We start from the raw sequence: 24212 nt of genomic DNA, 5'->3' as shown, positions 1-24212 counted from the left end.
GAATCAGATCCCGCCGGCGAGTCTGTAGTAGGCGGCGTTCCAGTTCAGGTCCTTCTTGAACTGGCGGATGGTGGTGGCGTCGTCGATGGTCAGGAGTTCGGTCTTGGCGATCTCGGCGAAGTCTTCGAAGACGTCCATGCCCACCTGGGTGGAGAGCACGGTGTGGTGGGCGGCGCCGGCGGTGAGCCAGGCGGCGGCGGACGTGGCGAAGTCCGGCTTCGGCTGCCAGAGCGCGCGGGCCACGGGGAGGTTGGGCAGCGGCTGATCCAGGGGAACCACGTCGACGGCGTTGGCCACCAGGCGGAAGCGGTCGCGCATGTCGGACAGGGCGACGACGACGCCTGGCGAGGCATCGGCGTCGAACACCAGGCGGACGGGATCTTCCTTGCCTCCGATGCCCAGAGGGTGGATTTCCAGCCGCGGCTTTGCAGCGGTCAGCGAGGGGCACACTTCGAGCATGTGCGCGCCCAGGATCTTCTCCGAGCCCGGTTCCAGATGGTAGGTGTAGTCCTCCATCAGGGAGGCGCCGCCGGGCAGCCCGGCACCCATCACCTTGGCGGCGCGTACCAGGATGGCGGTCTTCCAGTCGCCTTCGGCGCCAAAGCCGTACCCGGCGGCCATGAGCCGCTGCACGGCGAGGCCGGGAAGCTGGCGAAGGGCCCCAAGGTCCTCGAAGGAGGTGGTGAACGCGGCCGAACCGTTCGCCTCGAGGAAGCTGCGCAGGCCCAGTTCGATCCGGGCGCCGTACCGCAGGGATTCGTGCCTGGCCGCGCCTGCGCGGAGCTCCGGCACCACGTCGTAAAGGTCCTCGTATTCAGCCACCAGGGCGTCGACGTCGGACTCCGCTGCGCCGTGCACCGCGTCGGCGAGCTCGTTGACGGACCACGTGTTCACGGCGACGCCGAAGCGCAGCTCGGCCTCGGTCTTGTCGCCTTCGGTGACGGCGACGTTGCGCATGTTGTCGCCGAAGCGGGTGAGCTTCAGGGTGCGGACGGCGGCCCAGCCGGCGGCGGCGCGCTGCCAGGACCCCACCTGGCGTGCCACCTCGGGGTTGGAGACGTGCCCGACGACGGTCTTCCGGGCGATGCCCAGGCGGGACTGGATGTATCCGAACTCGCGGTCGCCGTGCGCGGCCTGGTTTAGGTTCATGAAGTCGAAGTCGATGTCCGCCCAGGGCAGGTCCCGGTTGGCCTGGGTGTGCAGGTGCAGCAAGGGCTTGCGCAGCAGGTCCAGGCCCTGGATCCACATCTTGGCGGGGCTGAAGGTGTGCATCCAGGCCGTCACGCCGATGACCGAGTCGTCTGCGTTGGCTTCCAGCGCGGTCCGGCGGATGGCGTCCGAGTCGGTCAGGACCGGCTTCCACACGATCCGCACCGGGACGGCAGCGGATGCGTTGAGCTGGTTGGCGATCTCCTGGGACTGGGCGGCCACCTGCTTGAGGACTTCTTCGCCGTACAGGTGCTGGCTGCCGGTGAGGAACCAGACCTCGTAGCCGTCGAGGGAGGTGTTGGCTGCGGTATTCATGCGTACTCCTGTCAAAAAGTTTGGGGTTTTACTGCCCGTAGACGTTCTGGTACCGGGCGTAGAGCGAGTCGATATCGCGTTCATCGATCGGAAGGGGTTCACCCAGCTGCCGCGAGATATGGACAGTGCGGGCCACTTCCTCGCACATCACGGCGGCCTTCACGGCGGAGCGGGCGTCCTTGCCGATGGTGAAGGGGCCGTGGTTCTGCATCAGGACCGCCGGCGAGTTCGAGTTCTTAAGGGTTTCCACGATGCCGTGGCCAATCGAATCGTCGCCGATCAGCGCGAACGGGCCCACCGGGATGGAACCGCCGAACTCATCCCCCATCATGGTGAGCACACAGGGGATGGCCTCACCCCGTGCGGCCCACGCGGTGGCGTAGGTGGAGTGCGTATGCACCACACCGCCCACCTCGGGCATGTGCCGGTACACGTAGGCGTGCGCGGCGGTGTCGGACGACGGCGAGAGCGGCGGGTTGCCCCAATCGACAGTACCCCCGCCACCAACATTGGTGCCCCGCACGGGCGTGCCATGCAGGTCGGTCACCACCATTTGCTCCGGGGTCAGGTCCTGGTAGCTGACACCGGACGGTTTGATGACCATGAGGTCGGTGCCGGGCACCCGGGCCGAGACGTTGCCCGCGGTCCACACCACCAGTTCGTAGCGCGTCAGCTCAGCGTGCAGGGCGCACACGTCCTCCCGGATCCGGGCGATGGTTTCCAGGATTGCGGCTTCGGTTCCTTGCCGGACGCTCATGCGGATACCTCCATGGCAGAGGGGACGGCGGAGCCCGTCCCGGGCAGCACTGCGCTTGCGGCCCGTCGCTGGATGGCCTTAAGCCGGTGCATCACGTCGTTGTTGCCGCGGCCAAAGTAGTCGTGGAGGGTTTTGTACTCCTGGAAGAGTTCCTCGTACGCGGCCACGTTTTCCGGGATCGGCGTGAAGACCTCACCGGGTTCGGCCCCCATGGCGGCGGATGCTTCGCGGATATCCGCGTAGCGCCCGGCCGCGACGGCGGCGTGGATCGCCGACCCCAGGGCCGGCCCCTGCTCTGAGCCGATGGTGGAGAGCTGCAGGCCGGTGGCGTCCGCATAGATCTGCATCAGCAGTTTGTTCTTCAGGAGGCCGCCCGCCACGATGAATTCCTTGACCGGGACCCCTGCATCGCGGAAAGCGTCAACAATCGTGCGGGTGCCGAACGCGGTGGCCTCCAGCAGCGCCCGGTAGGTGTCCTCGGGCCTGGTGGCGAGGGTCTGGCCCACCACGATGCCGGAAAGCTCATGGTCCACCAGCACGGAGCGGTTGCCCGAGTGCCAGTCCAGGGCTACCAGGCCGTGCTCTCCGATAACCTGCCGGGTTGCCAGTTCGGTGAGGTACTCGTGGATCCCCAGCCCCGCCGCCTGTGCCGCCTGGTGGTATTCGGGCGGGACGCCATGCGTGGTGAACCAGCCGAAGATGTCTCCCACACCCGACTGGCCCGCCTCGTAGCCCCACAGGCCGGGGACGATGCCGCCGTCAACGGCCCCGCACATTCCCGGTACTTCGCGCAGTTCCGTGCCGTTCATGACGTGACAGGTGGAGGTGCCCATGATGGCCACCAGCTGGCCGGGTTCCACCGCCTTCGCTGCCGGGGCCGTCACGTGCGCGTCAACGTTTCCCACCGCCACGGCGATGCCCTCCGGCAGCCCGGTCCAGGCTGCGGCCTCCGCGGTCAGTGTGCCGGCGGCGTCACCCAGCTGTCCGATGGTGTGCTCGAGCTTGGAGCTGACGAAGTCCTTGAAGTCCGGGTTCAGTGCGGCCAGGAAATCCTCGGACGGGTAGCGTCCGTCCTGGTAGATGCCCTTGTAGCCGGCCGTGCAGGCATTGCGCACATACCGGCCGCACAGCTGCCACACGATCCAGTCCGCCGCCTCCACCCAGCGGTCCATGGCGGAGTAGGCTTCGGGGTCCTCTTCCAGCAGCTGCAGCCCCTTGGCGAACTCCCACTCCGATGAGATCAGGCCACCGTAGCGGGGAAGCCAGTCCTCGCCCCGTTCTGCGGCGAGCCGGTTGATCCGGTCGGCCTGGCCTTGGGCGGCGTGGTGGCGCCAAAGTTTCACGTAGGCGTGCGGCCGGTTGGCATAGCCCGGCAGTTCGTTCAGTGGGGTGCCGTCGGCCTTGACGGGCACCATGGTGCAGGCGGTGAAGTCCGTGGCAATACCGACGACGTCCGCCGGGTCGATCCCCGCGTCAGCCACAGCTGCCGGGACCGCGGTGCGAAGGACCTCCCGGTAGTCGTTGGGCACCTGGAGTGCCCATTCCCCGGGAAGCCGGGCCCCGTCGTCGCCCGCTGTGTCACGTGGCAGGACGTCGGTGACTACGGCGTGCGGATACGCATGGACCGCGCTTCCAAGCTCCTTGCCGTCGCGGACACGCACCACCACGGCGCGGCCGGAAAGTGTTCCGTAGTCCACACCGATGACGCAATGGTCGGGGCTGGAACTGAAGGGTGTATCTGGCATTCGGTTGCCTCCGCCCGGGAGGCAGGGGCCTCATTGCCGGGGTTGTCTAGGGGTCAAGGTCGAGCTAAGCGCTGCAGCAAGTGTGAACGCTAACAAAGCAGAAGTCAATGAACCCGAAGCAGGTTTCAAGCACTTGGGAGCCGCCTCTTGTTAGCGTTCACAAATCAGTCTATATTGAACCGACACATCAACAATGTGGCCGGGACCAGGGAGCATCGCTGCTGCCTCGTCCAATAACACTTCGCGGCAGTGCTGCCGCGGAAGGAGAAAATGGTGAGAATCAAAAAAATCGTGGGCGCGGTGGCCCTTGTCCTCGCGCTGACGGTGGGCGCCACTGGTTGCGGCTCACGTGGCGCGGCAACGGAACCCAGCAGCGCGGGCAAGCCCGCCGACTCGCTGGTTGGGATCTCGATGCCCACACAGACATCCGAGCGCTGGATTGCCGATGGCGCCAACGTCGAGAAGTCCCTCAAGGACCTTGGCTACAAGACAGACCTCCAGTTCGCCAATGACGACATCCCAACCCAGGTGTCGCAGATCGAAAACATGCTGACCAAGGGTGCCAAGGCGCTGATCATCGCGGCCATCGATGGCACCACCCTGACCGATGTCCTGGCCAAGGCCAAGGAGCAGAACGTCAAGGTGATCGCGTACGACCGCCTCATCAACGGCACCCCGAACGTGGACTACTACACCACGTTCGACAACTACACGGTCGGCGTCCAGCAGGCCACCTCGCTGCTGACCGGCCTGGGCCTCCTTGACGCCAGTGGCAAGAAAGTGGACGGCAAGGGTCCGTTCAACGTCGAACTCTTCGCCGGAAGCCCCGACGACAACAACGCCAACTTCTTCTGGACCGGCGCCATGGACACCCTCAAGCCGTACATGGACGCGGGCACCCTGAAGGTCCCCAGCGGCCAGACCAAGTTCGAGCAGGCCGCGATCCTTCGCTGGCAGGCACCCGTGGCGCAGAAGCGCATGGAGGATATCCTCACGTCCGCGTACAGCTCGGGCACCAAGCTGAACGGTGTCCTGTCCCCGTATGACGGACTGTCCATCGGCATCATCTCGGCCCTCACCAGCACCGGCGGCTACGCCAAGGGAACCCTGCCGGTAGTCACCGGCCAGGATGCCGAGAAGGGCTCCGTGAAGTCGATCATTGCCGGCGAGCAGTACTCCACCATCTTCAAGGACACCCGCCAGCTGGGTGCCCAGGCCGTCAAGATGGTCGACGCCGTCCTCAAGGGCCAGGAACCGGAAACCAATGACACCAAGACCTACAACAACAAGGTCAAGGTTGTCCCGGCTTACCTGCTGAAGTCCGTGATCATCACCAAGGACAACTACAAGAAGGAACTGATCGACTCGGGTTACTACAAGGACTCCGACGTCAAGTAGTCAGCGTCCGGGGGGCTGTGGCCGGACCTCCATCCGGCCACAGCCCCTCCCGCAACCTCCTGCAGCAGCAGGAAGGCCCAGCTTTCGACCAGTCAGTGGGAATTGACGATGAAAACACCCATTCTTCAAATGCGAGGAATCACCAAGACGTTCCCGGGCGTCAAAGCGCTGCAGGATGTCACGCTGGATGTGAACCGTGGAGAAGTCCACGCCATCTGCGGTGAAAACGGCGCCGGCAAATCAACGCTCATGAAGGTGTTGTCCGGCGTATATGCGCACAACACCTTCGACGGGGAAATCCTCTTCGAAAACGAACCCTGCACCTTCTCGAGCATCTCGGACAGCGAGAAGCGCGGCATCGTGATCATCCACCAGGAACTGGCGCTGAGCCCGTACCTCTCCATCGCCGAGAACATCTATCTGGGCAACGAACAGGCCACCAACGGATGGGTGGACTGGCGGAAGACCAATCTGGAGGCAGCAAAACTGCTGGCCCGGGTGGGGCTCGACGAAAACCCCGTCACTCCCGTGCAGCACATCAGCGTGGGCAAGCAGCAGCTCGTGGAAATCGCCAAGGCGCTGTCCAAGGAAGTGAAACTCCTCATCCTGGACGAGCCAACAGCCGCCCTCAACGACGAGGACTCCGGCCACCTGCTGGACCTGATCCTCCACTTGAAGGGCCAAGGCGTCACCAGCATCATCATCAGCCACAAGCTCAACGAGATCCGCAAGGTGGCGGATGCCGTCACCATCATCCGGGATGGCAAGACCATCGAGACCCTACGGCTCGATGAAGGCCAGATCACCCAGGAACGGATCATCCGCGGCATGGTGGGCCGCGACCTGGAGAGCCTCTACCCGGAACGCGAGCCGAATATCGGCGAGGAAGTCCTCCGGATCGAAGACTGGTCCGTCCGCCACCCGCAGGACCACGCCCGGATGGTGGTAAGCAACGCCAACCTGCACGTCAGGAAAGGCGAAGTCGTAGGCCTTGCCGGGCTCATGGGTGCCGGCCGGACGGAACTGGCCATGAGCGTGTTCGGCCGCACCTACGGCACCGCCACCTCGGGCAAGGTTTACAAGTACGGCGAGGAGATCAACACGGCCACCGTCTCTGACGCGATCAGGCACGGCATTGCCTACGCCACCGAGGACCGCAAGCACTACGGCCTGAACCTGATCGAAGACATCAAGCGCAACATCTCGCTGGCATCGCTGCGCAAGCTCGCCAAGCGCGGCTTCGTCGACAAGAACCAGGAGACAGTGGTGGCCAACGGCTACCGCACCAGCATGAACATCAAGGCACCCTCCGTGGCCGCCATCACCGGGAAGCTCTCCGGCGGCAACCAGCAGAAGGTGGTGCTGAGCAAATGGATGTTCTCCGACCCGGACGTCCTCATCCTCGATGAACCCACCCGCGGGATCGACGTCGGCGCCAAGTTTGAGATCTACACGATCATTGCCAGGCTCGCGGCCGAAGGAAAGGCCGTGATCGTCATTTCCTCGGAACTTCCCGAACTCCTGGGTATCTGCGACCGCATCTACACCCTCGCCGCCGGCCACATCACCGGTGAAGTGCCCATCGCCGAGGCCACCCAGGAATCCCTGATGCACTACATGACCAAAGAGAAGGAATAGCGAAATGTCAGCCTTAAGAGAATCGCTCGGATTCCTCACAAGCCGCCTCCGCCAAGTTGGCATCTTCGTTGCCCTGATCCTCATCGTCCTCCTGTTCCAGGGACTGACCGGCGGGATCCTGCTCGAGCCGCAGAACGTCACCAACCTGGTGGTCCAGAACAGTTACATCCTCATCCTGGCCATCGGCATGGTGATGGTGATCATCGCAGGCCACATCGACCTGTCCGTCGGCTCGGTGGCGGGATTCATCGGTGCCGTCGCCGGCGTCATGATCGTGCACTGGGGCTGGCCATGGTGGGCTGCCATCCCTGCGTGCCTTCTGGTCGGCGCGCTCGTCGGGGCCTGGCAAGGGTACTGGATCGCCTACGTGGGGATCCCGGCCTTCATCGTCACGCTGGCAGGCATGCTGATCTTCCGCGGCCTGACGCTCATCACCCTGAAGAACCAGCAGATCACGCCGTTCCCCGCGGAACTGCGGGCCTTGGGCGGGGGTTTCCTCCCGGACCTTTCCGGCGGCACGTCGGTACTGGAATGGCTCACGGTCATCCTTGGCGTGGGCGCCACCGTGGCACTCCTGATCCAGGCCCTGAAGGAACGCCGCATCCGCAGGAAGTTCGACCTCGAAAGCGAACCCCTGGTGTGGTTCGTCATCAAGACCGCTTTCACCGCGCTGCTGATGCTCATCATCACCTTCCTGCTGGCGTCGTACCGGGGCACGCCGATCGTCCTGGTGGTCCTGGCCGCCCTGGTGATCGCGTACACGGCACTGATGAACAACAGCGTTTTCGGCCGGCACACCTATGCAATCGGCGGCAACCTGCATGCAGCTGAACTGTCCGGCATCAAGACCAAGGCCGTGACGTTCCGGCTCTTCGTGAACATGGGCGTGCTCGCCGCCTTGGCGGGCCTGGTCTTCACGGCCCGGCTCAACTCGGCCCAGCCGGCGGGCGGAACCGGCTTCGAACTGGATTCGATCGCTGCGGCATTCATTGGCGGTGCGGCCGTCACCGGCGGCATCGGCACTGTTGCCGGTGCCATGATCGGCGGACTCATCATGGGTGTGCTCAACAACGGCATGTCCATCCTGGGCTTGGGCACGGACTACCAGCAGCTGATCAAGGGCCTGGTGCTCTTGGTCGCCGTCGGTTTCGACATCTTCAACAAAAACCGCAGCGGCGGCGGCAGCGACCTTGGAAAGCGGTTCAGGTTGAAGACCACTCCCCCGCCCGCGGAAGAAAAACTGACGCCGGTGGCCAGCGAAACCATGGAGGCAGGCGTCAAGTAGGACCGGCTTCGGCCACCTGGCAGGCAGTTCCTTCGAAGGCTCCCGGCCCCGGACGCATACAGTCCGGGGCCAGGGGCCTTCGGTGTGTGCGTCCCGTAGCCGGTCAGGGCGCGGCCGCCAGGCCCGTCCCGGCATCCGCCGGTGAGTGCCGGCGCCGGCTCAGCAGGATGAATGGCGCCGCCAGCAGCTGCACAGCGCCACTCATGGCCAAGGAGGCAGGGTAGCCGTAAAGGTCCGCTGCCCTGCCGAGCAACGGTTGCACCACCACCCCGCCGCTTGAGCCCATGAGCGAGGCGAAGCTCAGGACGGTGGCCCGCTGCTGGGAGGCGATCATGTCATTGAGGTAGGCCTGGCGGACCGGGGTGCCGGCGGAAGCCACCACGGCCCAGAGCGCCAGAAGCACCAGCGCCAGCCAAAAGACGTTGGTTGCCAGCAGGACCACCAGGACCACCGAGCTGATGATGTTGGAGCCAATCAGCACGGTGGTGCGCCGGTGCACCAGCTTCCGGACCTGCGGCGCCAGCCAGCCGCCCACAATGTCGGCCCCGGCCACAATGGCCGCGGCCAGGCCCGCGATGGCGTAGGCCCTCGGATCGCCGAAGAGTTGCAGCAGGTAGGGCTGGAGGGCATAGAAGACGTAGAAGCCCACGCCTTCGGTGAAGGGCGCGGCCAGCATCATGTACCTCACGGGCGGATTCCTCAGCCCCCCATCCAGCGAAGCCCGAAGGACCGCCCGGGTGGCCTGCAACGGGTGGGCCGAGCGCTCAGGCGTGAAGCCGACGTCGTGCATGAGAAGGAACGCAACCGCGAACATTGCCACCAGCACCGCGACGCGCAGCAGGAACGGCACGCCCAGGTTGGTGGCCTGCGCGATCACCCCGCCTGCCACGGAGCCACCCAGCATGGCGATGCCGGAAACCATCTGGCCGCGGCCCAGGACGGCTTCGAGGGTTCCCTCGTAGCCGGTGAAGTGAAGGGCATCCACCAGCCAGGCTTCTACCGCGCCGGAGAAGAAGGTAAACCCGAGCCCCAGCAGCGCCGAAACGGCCGCCCACCACCAGAACGGCGCGGACAACTGCCAGAGCAGGTAATAGAGGAAAGTGGACCCGGCCAGGGTAACGGTCCCCAGCAGGAAGGACACCCGTCGCCCCCAACTGTCCGCGACCACCCCGGTGGGTACTTCGAAGAGCACCATGCCTGCCGTGAAGAACGCGTTCGCGGCGAAGGCCTCAAAGTTGTTCAGGCCCGCATCGAGCAGGAACAGTGTGTTGATGCCCCAGATAAACGACGCCGCGAGGGTATTGCCCAGCGTCAACGTCAGGTAGATGTTCTGGATTTTTCGGGTAGCGGCGTTCACGGGGGGCCGGCGTTCCTTGGCGATGTTCCTGCCCGGGCGGGATCAGGAGGGGCTGAAATTCGATGGCACCGGTTCGTGGCGCAGGTAGTGCCGGTAGAACCTGCCGGTGCCGGCGGTCAAGGCGCGCAGCTCCACCGCGTACCTCAAGAGTTCCTGGTCCGGAACTTCGGCACTGATCTCGGTGAGGCCTTGGCCGGACGAATTGGTGCCGGTCAGGCGCCCGCGGCGGCCGGACAAGTCGCTCATGACCGTCCCCACGTGCTCGTCCGAGACCGTGATGGCCACCGCGGACACCGGTTCGAGGAGCTGGATCTTTCCCGCCGCCGCGGCTTCGCGGAGCGCCAGGGCCCCCGCTGACTGGAAGGCGGCGTCGGATGAATCCACGCTGTGGGCCTTGCCGCCCACCACGGTCACCCGCAGGTCCACAACGGGGAAGCCTGCGGAGACGCCCCGCTCCATCTGCGCCCGGACGCCTTTCTCGATCGAGGGGATGAACGTTCCCGGAATGACGCCACCCACGGTCTTATCCACGAATTCGAACCCGGCACCGCGTTCCAGGGGCTCAACTTCGATGTCGCACACGGCGTACTGGCCGTGGCCGCCGGATTGTTTGACATGGCGGCCGTGGCCTGTGGCTGGCGCCGCGAAGGTTTCCCGCAGCGGCGTCACCACGTCAACGGTGTGGAGTTTCACGCCTTGCTCGCGCAACCTGTCGAGAACCACCTCCGCATGCGCCTCACCCATGCACCACAGCACCAGCTGGTGCGTTTCGGCGTTCCGGTCCACCCTCAGCGTGGGATCGCCCGCCGCAATCCTGCCCAGGCTGCGGGCCAGCGCGTCCTCGTCACTGCGGGAGTCCGCTTCCACGGCAACCGGCAGCAGCGGCTCGGGCATTTCCCAGGTGGCGAGCAGCAGCGGCATGTCCCGCGCGGAAATGGTGTCTCCCGTTTCGGCGCTCCCCAGCTTGGCCAGGGCGCAGAGGTCCCCTGCCACACAGTAGGGCACGGGACGCAGGCTGGCACCCAACGGCGAGTAGATATGGGTTACGCGTTCGTCGGTGTCGTGGTCCTGGTGGCCCCGGTCGGCCAGGCCGTGGCCCCCCACGTGGACGGGCGAATCTTCACGCAGGGTCCCGGAGAAGACCCGCACGAGGCAGATGCGGCCCAGGAAGGGATCATTGGATGTCCGCACCACCTCCGCGGCAAGCGGACCGGACGGGTCACAGGACAGGTTTCCGGCAGGCTCTCCCGCGAGGTCGGTCATGTCCGGCAGGCTGCGCTCTCCCGGCGGCGGGAAAGCACGGACCAGCAGTTCCAGCAGCTCGGCCGTGCCGAGGCCGGTGACGGCGGACGTAGGCAGCACCGGAAAGAATGAGCCACGGGCGACGGCGGTTTCAAGGTCGGTTGCGAGCGCTGCGGGGTCGATGTCCTCACCGTCCAAGTAGCGGTCCATGAGTGTCTCGTCTTCGCTTTCGGCGATGATTCCCTCGATAAGGGTGCCTCGGGCCGGGCCGGCGGCCACGAGCTCGTCAGGGTCGGCCGGGCGGGTCGCGGGCGAGGCATCGCCCGACGAGTAATCGGTGACCTCGCGGGACAGCAGGCCCAGCAAACCGGCATAAGCCCCGTCCCCCTGCACCGGTACGCACAGTGGCAAGACGCTGTCGCCGAAGGCCTGTTGGCAGGCGGCCAGGGTCCGTCCGTAGTCTGCGCGCGGATGGTCCATCCGGGTGATCACGACGGCGCGCGGCAGCCTTACATGTTCACACTCGCCCCACAGCGCGGTGGTGGTGGCATCGATGCCGTCCACAGCGGAGACGACGAACAAGGCAGCATCCGAGGCCCGCAGCCCGGCCCGCAGCTCCCCGATGAAGTCCGGGTAGCCCGGGGTGTCCATCAGGTTCACTTTGACGTCGTCCACCATCAGCGGCACCAGGGACAGCGTGACCGAGCGCTGCTGGTGCACGGCCGCCGGGTCGGAGTCGCTGACCGTTGTTCCGTCCACGATGGAGCCCTTGCGGGTGATCATGCCGTTGGCGGCGAGCAGCGCCTCGATCAGCATCGTCTTTCCGGCGCCGGAGTGCCCCACGAGGGCCACGTTGCGGATTCGGCCAGGGTCCGAGGCGGCAATGCCGGCGTTTTGATCGGCGCGGCGGGCATCGGGGCCGTTCTTGCCGCCCGCCGCCCGCACTGACTCCTTGGTGCTCTTCACCGACATGGGAACCTCCTGGCATCATTGCCGGCCGGACCGGACGTATCCTCTGATTCGACACCTTGTGCGGCGGGACGGCAAGAGTGCAGGCTATTTGCTGCGGGCTTTGCGGGTTGCCTTGGCGTTCGCCTTTTGGAGTGCCTCCACCAGTTGGGCCTTGTCCATCCTCGAGCGGCCCTTGACGTCCAGTTCCTTGGCCAGTGTGTAGAGGTGTTCCTTGGAGGCGTTGGCGTCAACGCCGCCGGCGGTGGGTTCGGTCGAGCCCACGCCCTGCTCAGCGTGCTTGTCCGACGGACCGCGGTTTTCCTTGGGCTCCCAGTGGTCGCCCACCTTTTCGTAGCTGTGCTTCAGGGACGCGTACGCCGTGCGGGCCGCCCGTTCCTCGTCGTGGTCGTAGGACTCGAGGGCCGAATCGTAGGTCTTGGCGAACGTGTCCTGGGCTTTTCGACCGGACCGCTGCAGGGTCGAGGGGAGTTCTTCCTTGCGGGCGTGGTCATTTTTGCCGGTCTTGGGCATGGCACCCATCCTCCTTTAGTCAGCACGCTGATTATTGGGATGGATCCAGCTTAACCCCGGAGAAACGTAAAGCCCCGGCCCGGGGTTCCTGGAACCTCAAGCCGGGGCCGTCGCACCGGAGCCCCCTGTCGGATTCGAACCGACGACCCCCGCTTTACAAGAGCGGTGCTCTGGCCAACTGAGCTAAGGAGGCGCGGCCCCTTGGGGCCTGCGCCGTCACGGCGCTAGATAAGGTTAGCCCAACTCCCGCCGGGGGTAAAAACGCGGCGCACCCCGGCAGCGGACATGGAAAGGGCCCGCCCCGGATACGTTCCGGAACGGGCCCTTTCACAGGTTCCTGGCCTTTAGCCCTTGGCGGTGATGGCTGCCTGCAGGAAGTCCGGGAACGGCGTCTGGGCGCTGTCTCCCTTGCCCCACTGCTTGCCGTCGACGAAGACGGTGGGCGTCCCGCTGACCCCGATGGCCGAGGCTTCTTTCGTCGTGTACTTCACGTACGGGCGGTAGGTCTTGTCATCCACGCAGGAACCGATGTCCACTCCCATGTCGGAGGCCATCTTCTTCAGGTCGTTGTCCGAGAGGCCTGCACTGCCTTCAGCGGGCTGCTGGGCATACAGGGCATTGAAGTAGTCTGCGTACTTCTGCGGCGCGGTGTTGGCAACGCAGGCGGCCGCATTGGCGGCGCGTGATGAGTAGTTGGTGGTGGACCGGCTGTCCAGGAAGCCCAGCGGCCGGTACTCCACGGTGATCTTGCCGTCGTTGCGCAGGGACGTGAGCTGGTCGTTGTACTGCGTTTCGAAGTTCTTGCAGATGGGGCAGATGAAGTCGACGTAGAGGACCACCTTGACCGGCTTGCCGGCTTCCGCCTCCGCGCCCGGGGCAGCTACCTCGGCCGGCGGAGTTTTCGGTGCATCGCCCACGGAGTTGGCGTCCACGGTTGCCGGGTCGGTCTTGGCCACATCCGAGTTGGCAAGCAGGGTAACGCCGCCATGGATGTTGGCGTTGGCCGGTGTGGGCCCCTGATCCGCAATCGGGGCGTTCTGCTTCAGGCTGCTGGTGACCACCAGGGCCACCACCACCAGGATGGCCACCACAGCCGCGACAATGCCCCAGCCGATCAGCAGCTTGTTGCGCTTGTCCTTTTTTGCCTGTGCTTCACGGATCAGGCGCGCCTTTTCGCGCGCCTCCGCGGTTCGCTCAGCCTTGGACTTACGTTCTTCGTTTGCGGGGCTCATGAATTCCTTGGGTCGGTCGACGAAGGGGGACCACTAGGTGGCACCCCCACATTTTAGGGGAGAAAACTGAGAGCTTGCGGTTTCAACCATTCCTCCGGGTTGACCAACGGGCGAATAGCCCCGATGATTCCGTCCGGCTAGTGTGGCTTAGAGGCACAAGCAACCCCAGGGGGCCGCAATGCAAACACCCGTCCAGGAAAAACCCGCCGGCACGGCACAGGCCGCAGGTACCGATTCCAGCCATGCCGCGCACACGAAGTACGACTTCATGGTGGTCTCGAATAGGCTGCCGGTTGACCGCGTGGCGCCCGCCGACGGCGGCGACGAATCCGGCTGGCGGCGGTCCCCCGGCGGCCTGGTGACTGCCCTCGCACCGATGATGACCAAGACGGACGGTGCCTGGGTGGGCTGGCACGGAGCACCTGACGAGACCGTCAAGCCGTTCAGCCACGGCGGGATGGACCTGGTCCCGGTCCAGCTCAGCACAGACGATGTTGAGCTGTACTACGAGGGCTTCTCCAACGCCACCCTCTGGCCGCTGTACCACGACGTCATCGCCCCGCCGGAATTCCACCGGGCCTGGTGGGATGCCTACCGCAAGGTCAACCGCCGCTTCGCCGATGCCGTGGTGCGGCACGCGGACCACGGCGCCACCGTCTGGGTCCAGGACTACCAGTTGCAGCTGGTTCCACGGATGCTGCGCGAAGCACGGCCCGACCTCCGGATCGGGTTCTTTAACCACATCCCGTTCCCGCCGCCGGAAATTTTTGCCCAGCTCCCGTGGCGGCAGGCCATCATCGACGGCCTGCTCGGCGCGGATCTGGTGGGCTTCCAGCGCGTCAGCGACGCCGGGAACTTTATGCGGTCGGCCCGCCGGTTCCTCGGCGCCAGCGTCAAGCAGCAGCAAGTGCATGTCAAAGGCCAGGACGGCCGGATCACGCACATTGCGAGGGCGCAGGCCTTCCCCATCTCCATCGACGTCAAGCAGATCAGCGAGCTCGCCGCCAGGCCCGAAATCATCGAACGGGCGCGGCAGATCCGGCAGGACCTGGGCAACCCGAAGACGATCCTGCTGGGTGTGGACCGGCTGGATTACACCAAGGGCATCCGCCACCGGCTGAAGGCCTTCGAAGAGCTCCTGGCGGACGGCCGGCTCACCGTTGGCGAGGCAACGCTGATCCAGGTGGCATCGCCCAGCAGGGAGCGGGTGGAACAGTACCGGCTTCTCCGCGAGGAGGTGGAAGGGACCGTGGGCCACATCAACGGCACCTATGACACCCTCGAGAACACCGCGGTCCGCTACCTGCACCACAGCTACCCGGTGGAGGAAATGGTGGCCCTCTACCTGGCCGCGGACGTCATGCTGGTCACCGCCCTCCGGGACGGGATGAACTTGGTGGCCAAGGAATACGTCACCGCCCGGAACAATAACGACGGCGCCCTGGTCCTGAGCGAATTCGCCGGCGCCGCGGACCAGCTCAAGCAGGCGCTCCTGGTCAACCCGCACGATATCGCGGGCCTCAAGAACACGATCATGAACGCGGTGGAACTGACGCCCCGGGAAGCCTCACGCCGCATGCGGTCCATGCGCCGCCAGATCCTGGACCACGACGTCGACCACTGGTCCGCGGACTTCCTGCGCGCGTTGAATGAAAAGGTGGTCCGCGATGACTCCTGAAGGCCACCGCACCAAGCGGCCGCTGGCACTGCCCCCCGAGCTGAGGGAGGCGCTGCGCCGGATCGCCGGAACCGGGCACCTGCTGGTGGCCATGGATTTCGACGGCACCATGGCGCCCATCGTGGACAGCGCACAGGACGCGCGGCCGCTGCCCCGCTCGGCAGCAGCCTTCGCCGGACTTGCGGTGCTTCCACGGACGACGACGGCACTCATCTCGGGCCGTGCCCTCGCCAGCCTGCGGCAGGTCGCGTCGCCGCCGGTGGACACCCTCCTCATCGGAAGCCACGGCGCCGAAGCGTGGCTGGGACCGGGTTCCACTGAGCTGGCACTGGAGGAGGACCAGAAAGCGCTTCTCGCCGAAGTCCGGGCGGTGCTGGCAGAGATCGTTGCCGAGGCTCCCGGGACGTCCCTGGAGGACAAGCCCGCCGGCGTCGTCCTCCACACCCGCCAGGCTGACGACGACGTTGCCGAGGACGCCGTGGCGGCCGCCCGCGCGTCGCTGCAGGACCGCAAGGGCCTGTTCCTGAAGGAGGGCAAGCGCGTCCTGGAGACCTCTGTGGTCAACGCCTCCAAGGGCGAGGGCGTCGCCTTCCTTCGGCAGGCCACCGGCGCCACCGCCGTCCTGTTCGCCGGCGACGACGTGACGGACGAGGACGCATTCGGCAGGTTGGAGCCGGGCGACGTGGGGGTCAAAGTGGGCCTTGATTTCACCCAGGCCCAGTACCGGGTGGAAGCTCCCGTGCACATCGCCGAACTGCTGGAGGTGCTGCTGCAGGAGCGGAGCATCGCCGTGGCTGAGGAGGATCCCGAGGCCGCCTCCGGCTAGGGCAGTGACCAACGCCGCATGTGACGTTCGTAACATTTGCACAAAAGGAAGCCCGCTCTGGCATACTCTTTGATGTGATGTGGCGCACAAACACCGTGCGGCGTCATTGAGTGCTCCGGGCAAAGACCCGGAGCACTTTGCTGGAACACAACTGAATAAACATGAACCATTCACAACGGATCGTCCGGCACGTACCTGCCGGTGAAGGGATTGATAACTGTGGCTACAGTTACTTTTGATAACGCTACGCGTCTGTACCCGGGCACAGATAAGCCCGCCGTCGATAAGCTCAACATCGACATCGCCGATGGCGAATTCCTGGTCCTCGTTGGACCCTCCGGTTGCGGTAAGTCCACCTCGCTGCGCATGCTCGCAGGCCTCGAGGACGTCAACGCAGGCCGCATCCTCATTGGTGACCGCGACGTCACCGATGTGCCGCCGAAGGACCGCGACATCGCCATGGTCTTCCAGAACTACGCCCTGTACCCGCACATGACTGTTGCGGACAACATGGGATTCGCACTCAAGATCGCCGGCGTCTCCAAGGAAGAGCGCGCCGAGCGCGTCCGTGAAGCCGCCAAGCTTCTTGACCTTGAGCAGTACCTGGACCGCAAGCCGAAGGCTCTCTCCGGTGGCCAGCGCCAGCGCGTTGCCATGGGCCGCGCAATCGTCCGTAACCCCCAGGTCTTCCTTATGGATGAGCCGCTGTCCAACCTGGACGCGAAGCTCCGCGTCCAGACCCGCACCCAGATCGCATCGCTGACCCGCCGCCTGGGCGTCACCACCGTCTACGTGACCCACGACCAGGTTGAGGCCATGACCATGGGCGACCGCGTGGCAGTGCTGAAGGACGGCCTGCTGCAGCAGGTTGACACCCCCCGCAACCTCTACGACCGTCCCAAGAACGTCTTCGTTGCCGGCTTCATCGGCTCCCCCGCCATGAACCTGCTGGAGCTCCCGGTCGTCGACGGCGGCGTGCAGTTCGGCGGCACCGTGTACCCCGTGCCGCGCGACGTCCTCGAAGAGGCGCACGGCTCCACGGTCACCTTGGGCTCCCGTCCCGAAGACCTTGAGACCGCTCCGCAGGGTGAGGGCCTGAAGGTTGAGGTCGACGTCGTCGAAGAACTCGGCGCCGACGCCTACGTCTACGGACACACCACCCTCGACGGCAAGGACCACGACATCGTGGCCCGCGTCGACGGCCGCCGTCCCCCGATGAAGGGCGAGGTCATCTACGTCCGTCCGCAGTCCGGCCACGTGCACCTGTTCGACACGAAGACCGGCCTGCGCCTGGGCGACTAGTCCCCACCGGCACCCTGCCGGCGTGGGCCCACCCACCGGGTTGGCCGGTGGTTGAGCCTGTCGAAACCGGCCGCCCCCCCACGGAACCGACGGCGGCCCGCACCCTTTCATCAAGGTGCGGGCCGCCGTCGGGCTTTAACGAAGATTTATCGTCCTTGCCCCGCGTACGGAAGAATTGACCCATGACCGAGGAAAACAGCGCCCAGTGGCACGACGAACCCACCGACTATGCGCAGATCGGTAAACTGCCGCGGTTCGTGGCGGCAAGTGCCGACGACAACAAGGCGGCCTCGGTGGCGTCATCGCTGAACATCACGGCCGCGGCGGCCGACCCCGAGCTGCTTGACCTGCCCTGGCACATTGCCCTGGAGGAGTGGCCCGCCCGGTACCTGGCTGCACTCCCCCGCGGTATTTCCAGGCACATCGTGCGCTTCGCCCACCTGGGCGGCTCGGTCATCGCCATCAAGGAAACGTCGGAGCACGTGGCCCGCCACGAGTACCACATGCTCCGCAAGCTGGCCCGGCTGGACGTCCCGTGCGTGGAGCCCGTGGCCGTGATTACCGGACGCACCACACCGGACGGGCGCCCGCTCAATCCGGTCCTGGTGACCCGCCACCTGAAGTTTTCCATGCCCTACCGCGCACTGTTTTCGCAGATGCTGCGCAAGGACACGCTGACCCGCCTCATCGACGCCCAGGCACTCCTGATGGTCCGGCTGCACCTCATCGGCTTCTACTGGGGCGATGTCTCGCTCTCCAATACCCTGTTCCGCCGTGATGCCGGCGCTTTCGCCGCCTACCTGGTGGACGCCGAAACCGGTGAGCTGTACCCGGACCTGTCCACCGGCCAGCGCGAATACGACCTCGAAATAGCCCGGGTCAATATCGCCGGTGAGTTGATGGACCTGCTCGATGGCGGGCTGATCGAGGAGAAGGTGGACCCGGTCGCCACCAGTGAGCTGATCATGGACAGCTACCGGCGGCTGTGGGCGGAACTGACGGAGAAGGAATCTTTCGAACTCGGTGAACGCTGGCGGGTGGGGGCCCGGATCCGGCGCCTGAACGAGCTCGGCTTCGACGTCGAGGAATACGCCATCAAGACCACGCAGAACGGTGCCACCATCCAGCTGCAGCCCAAAGTGGTGGACGCTGGGCATCACCAGCGCCGGCTGTTGCGGCTTACCGGCCTGGATGCCCAGGAAAACCAGGCCCGCCGGCTCCTAAACGACATGGACTCCTTCCGTGCGGACAACAATCCGGAGATGGACGAGGAATACAGCGCGCACCTGTGGGTGAGCCAGATCTTCGAGCCGATTGTCCGCTCCATCCCGCGCGATCTGTCCGGGAAGCTGGAGCACGCCGAGGTGGTCCATGAAGTCCTGGAACACCGCTGGTACATGTCGGAAAAGCAGGAGCGCCACATCCCGCTGGCCGAGGCCGTGCAGTCCTACATCGACTCGATCCTCCGGCACCGTCGGGACGAGGCAGCGATCATGCTGAACCCCGATACCGAGATGCTGAAAATCCTTGAGGTGGAAAGCGAGGAATCCCGGTACGGGGCCGATGAGTCCGACGACGAATACCCGGACTCGGACGACTGAGTCCTAGATCGCCTTCCCCGGATTGAGGATTCCCGCAGGATCGAACAAGTCCTTGATCCGGTGCTGCAGTTCCCGGACCGGCCCGGGCTGCTCCTGGCCCAGCCAACGCAGCTTGTACTGGCCTATGCCGTGCTCCCCGGTGATGGTGCCGCCCATGGCCAAGGCCGCCGTGATCGACTCGTCCAGGGCAGCCTGGAGGCGTCCCATAGCGTCGGCGTCAACACTGTCCCCCTCCCGGTCGATCCAGAAGGTGGGGTGCAGGTTGCCGTCGCCGGCGTGCGCCACCACTTTGAGGTGCACCCGCTGGGTGGCTGCCAGGGCCTCAAGCGCCGCCACGTAGTCCACCAGCCGCGACCGCGGCACTGCGACGTCCTCGCCCACCCTGTACTCATCGTCCACTTCGGTGCCCCGGCTGTGCCGCCGGAGCTCCACCAGCCGTTCCGCTTCGGCACTGGCCTCGGTGGTGACCGTGGCACCGCTTGCCCTGAGGACCTGGCGCACCACGTCTGCTTCGGCAGCAGCTCCGAACCCGTCTGTTTGTACCAGGAGCAGGGATTTTCCGCGTGCCGTGAGGTCTGAGCCGTGGATGTCGTCGAGCTGGGCCAGGGTGCCGCCGTCGAGCAATTCCATGATGGCGGGCTGGACGCGCGCCTTGCCCACGGCCAGGACGCCCGCGGCGGCGAGCCTGAAGTCCGGGTAGAACGCCGCAACGGTGTGGACTTCCCGGGGCAGGTACTTCAAGCGCACTGTGACGCCCACGACGATGCCGAGTGTTCCTTCGGATCCCACAAAGAGGCCGGTGAGGTCGTAGCCCGCCACACCCTTGAAGGTTTGGTGGCCGGTGTGGATCAGGGAGCCGTCAGCCAGGATGATGTCCAGGGCCAGGACGGAATCCCTGGTGACCCCGTACTTGGCGCAGCGCAGGCCGCCGGCATTGGTGGCCACGTTCCCGCCGATGGTGGAGCTGCGGAAACTTGCGGGGTCCGGGGCGTACATGAGGCCATGCGCTGCGGCTGCTTCGTTGAGGACGGCATTGACGACGCCGGGCTCCACCACGGCCGTTTCGTCGTCCGGGTTCAGGGCAAGGATCCGGTTCATCCGTTCCAGCGAGAGGATGACGCAGTTCCTGGTTGCATGCGCTCCCCCGGACACTCCTGTACCGGCGCCACGCGGGACGATCGCCACTTGTCCGGCCGCGCAAGCCCGCACTACGGCCTGGACATCGGCCACTGACTCCGGGAATACGACGGCCAGGGGAAGCTGGAAGTCCAGGACCGGTGCTTGGTCTATGGCGTAGCGGTGGAGTGCAGCCTCGCCTCGATCCAGCTGCCCGGGCGCCAAGACGGCTTCCAGTTCGTCCACGATGCTTCCCACAAAGCCTCCACCCGTCGTCGGACACATCCACCAAGTTTAGGCGCCGTCCGCCGGACCGCCCCGCCGTTACCGGACTGTAATCGCTTCCATAATGTGGCGTATTACGCACCCTTATAACCCTGAACAGCATGTCTATCCAGTATGGAAGCGTTTTCATTTAAACCGCTTCCTGCCGTTATGCTAACTGTCATGTCTGTCGAAACTGTGACCCAGGACACTTCAAGCGTTGCTGGCCCATTGACGCTTATCCACGCCGCTGACGCCATTCCCGGCTGGTGGCGGTCCGCCGTGATCTACCAGGTGTATCCCCGTTCGTTCCGTGACTTGAACGGCGACGGCGTGGGCGACCTGGCGGGGATCACCCAGGAACTGCCGCATCTGGCACACCTGGGAGTGGACGCCGTCTGGCTCTCGCCCTTCTACCGGTCACCGCAGCGCGATGCGGGCTACGACGTCAGCGACTACTGCGATGTGGACCCGATCTTCGGCACCCTGGGCGACTTCGACGTCATGATGGCAGAATCGCACCGGCTCGGGCTGCGGGTCATCGTCGACCTGGTACCTAACCATTGCTCGGACCAGCATCCGGCCTTCAGGGCAGCCCTTGCAGCGCCCGCCGGGAGCCCCGAGCGGGACATGTTCATCTTCCGGGACGGGACCGGCCCGGAAGGCCAGGAGCCGCCGAACAACTGGCAGTCACACTTCGGCGGTCCTGCGTGGACGCGCGTGGTGGAACCTGACGGCGAACCGGGCCAGTGGTACCTGCACCTCTTCGACTCCTCCCAGCCGGACTTCAACTGGGACAACCCGGCAGTGCATGCAGAATTCGAGCGGGTGCTCCGGTTCTGGCTGGACCGCGGCGTGTCCGGCTTCCGGGTGGACGTGGCCCACGCACTGGTTAAAGCACCGGGCCTGCCGGCGTGGGGCGGCCGTGCCGACGGCGGCAGCAGCGACGGCTACCCAGGCCATGAGGCACCCATGTTCGGTCAACCCGCCGTCCACGATATTTACCGGAGATGGCGGCAGATCTTGGACGAATACGGCCCGGACCGGATTCTGTGCGCCGAGGCGAGCGTGGATCTCCACCGGCTGGCCCACTGGGTCCGGCCGGACGAGATGCACCAGGCATTCAACTTCCCCTACCTCCATGCCGGGCTGGATGTCTACCGGCTGCGCTCGGTCATCACGGACTCGCTGACCGTCCTGGACGGCGTGGGTGCCCCGAGCACGTGGGTCCTCTCCAACCACGACGTGGTCCGGCATGCCAGCCGGTTTGGCTATAACGGCCACGGCCCGCGTGACGGCGACGGCATCGGGGCCGGCGACCCCCAGCCTGACGAGGACCTCGGCCGGCGCCGCGCAGCAGCCGCTTCGCTGTTCATGCTGGGGCTGCCCGGGGCCGCCTACCTCTACCAGGGAGAAGAGTTGGGGCTGCCTGACGGCATCGACATCCCCGGCCACCTGCGGCAGGACCCGACGTTCGCCCGAACCGGCGGCCAGCGCCTTGGCCGCGACGGCTGCCGGGTGCCGCTGCCCTGGCGGGCCGACGACCAGCACCTGGGATTCGGCTCCGGGAGCGATCCCTGGCTGCCGATTCCGTCGTCCTTCGCGGAACTTGCCCGTGACGTGCAGGCGGAATCACCGTCGTCGCACCTGGCCCTCTACCGCGAAGCCCTGGCCCGGCGCCGGGAACTGGACCTGGGCCGGGGATCCCTGTCCTGGGCCGAGGACTGGTGCACCGGGTCCTCCCTCGGCTATGTGAACGGCACTACGCTGGTGCTTATGAACCTGGACCATGCGCCGCTGGAGATGCCGGCCGGCCACGTAATCCTCCGCAGCCTGCCGGGATCCATGGGCAGCGCCCTCGCCTCCGGGGAGACTGCCTGGCTGCAGCTTGGGCCTGACGCCACGGCGGACTGACGTTGGCGGGCATCAAAGAAGTTGCCAGCCGTGCCGGCCTGTCGGTGGCCACCGTTTCGCGGGCCCTGAGCGGCAAGTCCAATGTGTCGTCAAAAAGCCGCCGCCTGGCGCAGGAGGCGGCCAGGGAGCTCGGGTTCGTTCCGTCTTACCACGCATCAAGCCTGGCGTCGGGCCGCAACCGCAACATTGGGCTGGTGGTGCCCAATGTCCAGCGCTGGTATTTCTCCTCAGTGCTGGAAGGGGTCTCGGAAACGCTTCTGGATGCCGGGTACGACCTCACCCTGTACAACGTGGGCGAGCAACCTGAGCGGCGCAGCAGCATCCTGAACGACTTTCTGTTGCGCAAGCGCCTGGACGCGGTCATCGCAGTGGCGCTGGTCCTTCGCGAGGATGAGATCGGCCAGCTGCTGGCGGTGCATCGTCCCATTGTGGGCATTGGGGGTGTCCTGCGGGGAGCCTCCACCATCCGGATCGATGACGAAGGCCTTGCCAGGCGCGCGGCCGGCCACCTGATCCGGCTTGGCCATACCCGGATTGCGCACATCACCGGGGACGCGGGACTGAACCGGGACTTCAAGCTTCCCAAACTGCGGCAGAAGGGCTTTGCCGCTGCCATGGCCGAGGCAGGCTTGCCTGTCCGGGACGAATGGGTGGTGAACGCGGACTTCACCATCCAGGGCGCATACGCGGTGGGGCGCCAGCTGCTGGGAACGGCGGCGGAACGTCCAACCGCGGTGTTCGCCGCGTCCGACGAGATGGCCATAGGGATCATGCTCGCCGCGCGCGACTTCGGCCTGCAGATCCCGCAGGATCTCTCGGTCGTGGGAATGGACGGGCACGAGCTCAGCGAGACGTTTGGCCTCACCACCATCAAGCAGGATCCTCGCGGGCAAGGCAACCTGGCCGCCGCCACCGCCCTGGCGCTGCTGAATGCGAGCAGGGATTCCGACGGCGGTCAGCCGGCCGCGGCAGTCCAAGACCAGGAGTATCCAACAGAGTTCCTGATCCGAACCAGCACCGCGGTGCCGTCAGCCGGAAATTAGTCCACAGCGTCCGGGGCGCCCATGAAGCGGGCGTACTTGTCGAGGATCACGGGCCAGGCCTGCACGTAGTGCCCCCGGACACCGGCAGGGGCCTCGGCGCCCTCCCAGCCGTCGTGGACGACCCGGACCTCTGTCCCGCCGTCGACGGCGCGGAAGGCCACCAGGAGCTCGGTGGACCACATCGCAGTGGTGCCCGGGTGCCACGCGGCGTGGAAGGACAGCGGCGGCTGCCAGTCATCAAGGGTGCCCCAGATGCTGGACCGTCCGTCGTCTGAGGTCTCAAGGATCAGGTTCTCTTCGAATTCGACATACGACGCTGCCCCGTAGACGCCATACGGCTCCAGCGGCCACCACAGGTGGGCGTGGTCCGTAAAACCGGCGAAGGCCCGGGCCACGGGTCCAGGAACCACCACCGTGTTGACCAACGGTTCCAGGGATTCGCCACCGGGACTTCCCTCCGTTTCAAAGGGGTCCTGGGCATGGCTGAAGATGCTGCTCATGGGGAACAACTCTACCCGCGGGCACCCGCTCGTTATTAGCGGATGGTGCCCCGTTCCACTGCCGGAAGTGAGCGGGCGTCGCCGGACGACCCGCAAGAAGTGAGCGGGGGTTGGTGGTTTGCCTGTCAGGGGTGAGCGGGGGTTGGTGGTTGGTGGGGTGGTGTTTTTAAATGTGGGAGGCCCCAACCGTGTGGTTGGGGCCTCGACCAGTGGTGTGTGTCCGGCGGTGTCCTACTCTCCCACACCCTCCCGGGTGCAGTACCATCGGCGCTGTGGGTCTTAGCTTCCGGGTTCGGAATGGGACCGGG

18 protein-coding genes, 1 tRNA gene and 1 rRNA gene are annotated in these 24212 nt (G+C 65.7%); 9 read left to right on the top strand and 11 right to left on the bottom strand.

The window, feature by feature from the left end; translation table 11 throughout:
* Positions 1-3: 3 nt before the first annotated feature.
* From araA to araB, 3 genes are read right to left on the bottom strand one after another with little or no spacing between them, the layout of a single operon-like run.
* Positions 4-1524: an L-arabinose isomerase gene (gene araA, locus ACFVVC_RS15105; protein ID WP_387454814.1), complete on the bottom strand. Its 1521-nt coding sequence runs from the start codon at positions 1522-1524 to the stop codon at positions 4-6.
* 28 nt (positions 1525-1552) lie between these two features.
* Complete coding sequence (locus tag ACFVVC_RS15100) at positions 1553-2281, bottom strand: L-ribulose-5-phosphate 4-epimerase (RefSeq protein WP_387454811.1); 729 nt, start codon at positions 2279-2281, stop codon at positions 1553-1555.
* Positions 2278-4026, bottom strand: a complete 1749-nt coding sequence (gene araB, locus ACFVVC_RS15095) for a ribulokinase (RefSeq protein WP_387454809.1) — start codon at positions 4024-4026, stop codon at positions 2278-2280. Before araB ends, ACFVVC_RS15100 begins: the two co-directional genes overlap by 4 nt.
* A gap of 270 nt (positions 4027-4296) precedes the next feature.
* On the opposite strand from araB, the gene chvE reads away from it, so the two are divergent.
* The 3 genes from chvE to mmsB all read left to right on the top strand — a co-directional run bounded on the left by chvE (position 4297) and on the right by mmsB (position 8347).
* Entirely contained in the window at positions 4297-5424 is a 1128-nt protein-coding gene (gene chvE, locus ACFVVC_RS15090) for a multiple monosaccharide ABC transporter substrate-binding protein (protein WP_387454806.1), read from the top strand.
* A gap of 108 nt (positions 5425-5532) precedes the next feature.
* Positions 5533-7062, top strand: a complete 1530-nt coding sequence (mmsA, locus tag ACFVVC_RS15085; RefSeq protein WP_387454804.1) for a multiple monosaccharide ABC transporter ATP-binding protein — start codon at positions 5533-5535, stop codon at positions 7060-7062.
* 4 nt (positions 7063-7066) lie between these two features.
* Positions 7067-8347 carry a multiple monosaccharide ABC transporter permease gene (gene mmsB, locus ACFVVC_RS15080; protein ID WP_387454801.1) on the top strand — a complete coding sequence of 427 codons (1281 nt, stop codon included), beginning with the start codon at positions 7067-7069 and terminating at the stop codon, positions 8345-8347.
* A 103-nt stretch (positions 8348-8450) separates the two neighbouring features.
* On the opposite strand, the gene ACFVVC_RS15075 is transcribed toward mmsB, so the two are convergent.
* The 5 genes from ACFVVC_RS15075 to ACFVVC_RS15055 form a co-directional block, all read right to left on the bottom strand.
* Positions 8451-9704 carry an MFS transporter gene (locus tag ACFVVC_RS15075; RefSeq protein ID WP_387454798.1) on the bottom strand — a complete coding sequence of 418 codons (1254 nt, stop codon included), beginning with the start codon at positions 9702-9704 and terminating at the stop codon, positions 8451-8453.
* A gap of 42 nt (positions 9705-9746) precedes the next feature.
* Entirely contained in the window at positions 9747-11918 is a 2172-nt protein-coding gene (locus ACFVVC_RS15070) for an elongation factor G-like protein EF-G2 (protein ID WP_387454796.1), read from the bottom strand.
* A gap of 84 nt (positions 11919-12002) precedes the next feature.
* Positions 12003-12428, bottom strand: a complete 426-nt coding sequence (locus ACFVVC_RS15065; protein WP_387454793.1) for a ChaB family protein — start codon at positions 12426-12428, stop codon at positions 12003-12005.
* Positions 12429-12547: 119 nt separating this feature from the next.
* Positions 12548-12621 (bottom strand) — tRNA-Thr (locus ACFVVC_RS15060).
* Between the two features lie 151 nt (positions 12622-12772).
* Entirely contained in the window at positions 12773-13660 is an 888-nt protein-coding gene (locus tag ACFVVC_RS15055; protein ID WP_387454790.1) for a DsbA family protein, read from the bottom strand.
* Between the two features lie 178 nt (positions 13661-13838).
* Here ACFVVC_RS15055 and ACFVVC_RS15050 point away from each other — a divergent pair, with 178 nt between their 5' ends.
* The 4 genes from ACFVVC_RS15050 to ACFVVC_RS15035 all read left to right on the top strand — a co-directional run bounded on the left by ACFVVC_RS15050 (position 13839) and on the right by ACFVVC_RS15035 (position 19067).
* On the top strand, positions 13839-15338 hold the full coding sequence (locus ACFVVC_RS15050) for a trehalose-6-phosphate synthase (protein WP_387454787.1): 1500 nt from the start codon (positions 13839-13841) through the stop codon (positions 15336-15338).
* On the top strand, positions 15328-16164 hold the full coding sequence (gene otsB, locus ACFVVC_RS15045; protein WP_387454784.1) for a trehalose-phosphatase: 837 nt from the start codon (positions 15328-15330) through the stop codon (positions 16162-16164). The genes ACFVVC_RS15050 and otsB overlap by 11 nt, the downstream gene beginning before the upstream one ends.
* A gap of 219 nt (positions 16165-16383) precedes the next feature.
* The gene (locus tag ACFVVC_RS15040; protein WP_018762103.1) at positions 16384-17466 is read left to right on the top strand and encodes an ABC transporter ATP-binding protein; all 1083 of its coding nucleotides are present in this window, start codon (positions 16384-16386) and stop codon (positions 17464-17466) included.
* A gap of 182 nt (positions 17467-17648) precedes the next feature.
* Positions 17649-19067 (top strand): DUF4032 domain-containing protein, encoded by a 1419-nt coding sequence (locus tag ACFVVC_RS15035; protein ID WP_387454780.1) that lies wholly within the window; start codon positions 17649-17651, stop codon positions 19065-19067.
* 3 nt (positions 19068-19070) lie between these two features.
* Here ACFVVC_RS15035 and ACFVVC_RS15030 read toward each other — a convergent pair whose 3' ends face one another.
* The gene (locus tag ACFVVC_RS15030; RefSeq protein WP_387454776.1) at positions 19071-20468 is read right to left on the bottom strand and encodes an FAD-binding oxidoreductase; all 1398 of its coding nucleotides are present in this window, start codon (positions 20466-20468) and stop codon (positions 19071-19073) included.
* 150 nt (positions 20469-20618) lie between these two features.
* Between ACFVVC_RS15030 and ACFVVC_RS15025 the strand changes: the two genes are divergently transcribed.
* On the top strand, positions 20619-22361 hold the full coding sequence (locus ACFVVC_RS15025) for a glycoside hydrolase family 13 protein (protein ID WP_387454773.1): 1743 nt from the start codon (positions 20619-20621) through the stop codon (positions 22359-22361).
* Positions 22362-22363: 2 nt separating this feature from the next.
* Positions 22364-23404 (top strand): LacI family DNA-binding transcriptional regulator, encoded by a 1041-nt coding sequence (locus ACFVVC_RS15020; protein WP_387454770.1) that lies wholly within the window; start codon positions 22364-22366, stop codon positions 23402-23404.
* Here ACFVVC_RS15020 and ACFVVC_RS15015 read toward each other — a convergent pair.
* Positions 23401-23904 carry a hypothetical protein gene (locus tag ACFVVC_RS15015; RefSeq protein WP_387454767.1) on the bottom strand — a complete coding sequence of 168 codons (504 nt, stop codon included), beginning with the start codon at positions 23902-23904 and terminating at the stop codon, positions 23401-23403. The genes ACFVVC_RS15020 and ACFVVC_RS15015 overlap by 4 nt on opposite strands.
* A 218-nt stretch (positions 23905-24122) precedes the next feature.
* A 5S ribosomal RNA gene (gene rrf, locus ACFVVC_RS15010) occupies positions 24123-24212 on the bottom strand; the annotation flags it as partial.

The sequence above is a fragment of the Pseudarthrobacter sp. NPDC058196 genome, assembly GCF_042882685.1.
Lineage (GTDB): Bacteria > Actinomycetota > Actinomycetes > Actinomycetales > Micrococcaceae > Arthrobacter.
This window is presented reverse-complemented; position numbering and strand designations above follow the sequence as displayed.